The following is a 1,324-nucleotide window of genomic DNA, read 5'->3' on the forward strand; positions in this document are numbered from 1 at the left end:
ATTGGGAGTGTCAACTTGTCAACCGGGGCGGGGTGGTTGTGCCCAGGCGTGCAGGTCTTCGCCGGTCGCGGTCCAGGGGAGGAACCGTTGCAGGCCGGGTCCCGTCGGCGGCTTGCCGCTGGCTCGTGCGCAGGCATCGAGGTAGGCGGTGAGGTAGGTGATGGGGTTGAGCCCGGCCATCTCGGCGGTGGCGGCGATGGTCCAGACGCGGGCGGCGAGGCGGGCGGCGTCCTCGGTGCGGGATCCGTAGGCGTTCTTGCGGGTCACGACCGGGCGGCGCAGCGCGCGTTCGGCGGCATTGTTGTCCAGGCTGATCATCGGGTAGTCGCGGTGGGCGGTCAGGCCTCCCCATTCGCGGTCCAGCGTGGCCAGGGCCTTCTTCGCCGGTTCTTGCAGCCCGGGCGCGGCCATCTGGGTGGTGCGCGCGGTGTCGATGACCTGCAGCGCCGCGTCCCAACTGCTGCGGGCTTGGTCCAGTTCGGCCTCGGCGTCGCCGGCCCACGCGGTGGCGAGCTGAGTGTGGGCGAGGTAGAGGTTCTTGATCCGCTCCAGCCAGGCGGTGGTCCAGCGGCCCAGCTGCTCGGGGTTGGCGTCCCCGGCGCGCACAAAATACCGCCGTACGTGGGCCCAGCAGTACAGGTTCACCACGCCGGTGGCCTTGCGGCCCGCCGAGCTGTACACGCTGTAGAAGTCGCTGGAGATGACCAGCTGCCGCGGCCCGTCATCGCCTCCGTCGGTCAGCTGGCCGGTTTCCTGGTCGATCCCGGCGTGGCGGGCCAGCACGGCACCCGAGCGGGTGGGGTCCATGACGAAACAGGCGGTGTCCGGCCCGAGGAACACCCACAGCCACCACCTCGCCGGGCCGTCGCCCTCGCGTGGGGCGAACACCCGCCAGCTGGTTTCGTCGGCGTGCAGGTGCCACGAGCCCCGCGACCGGGCGGTGATCGCGTCTTCCAGCGGGGCCAGCAGCGCTCCCGCCGCCGCGCAGATCCCGGTCATGGTGGCCGCCGACAGGGCCGCGCCGTGTCGGCCCAGGGTGGTGACCAGCGAGTTCTGGCTGCGCCCGGCCACGTAGCGTTCGGTGAGCCACTGCGCGATGAACGCGTTGGACACCAAGGCCTTGCCGATCGCCTTCGCCGGGCCGGGCGCGGTCACCGTGACCGGGACCGGGCAGGTGCACTGGCGCCGGTAGCGGCGCCGGCAGTGCGCGCTCACCCGCACGATCACCACCCAGTCCAGCACCTCGCTGACGTGATCTCCCAGCCCGGTGAACGCGGTGCCGCACTCCGGGCAGCAATACCCGCCGCCCGGGAAGTCCCAGATG

The 1,324-nt window shown here is 71.8% G+C and carries 1 protein-coding gene; it reads right to left on the reverse strand.

Annotated features, from left to right (window positions below; genetic code table 11):
• Window positions 1–18: 18 nt before the first annotated feature.
• Complete coding sequence (locus tag IVW53_16050) at window positions 19–1,323, reverse strand: IS66 family transposase (protein MBF6607074.1); 1,305 nt, start codon at window positions 1,321–1,323, stop codon at window positions 19–21.
• Window position 1,324: the final 1 nt, after the last annotated feature.

The organism is Chloroflexota bacterium (assembly GCA_015478725.1).
Lineage (GTDB): Bacteria > Chloroflexota > Limnocylindria > Limnocylindrales > CSP1-4 > C-114.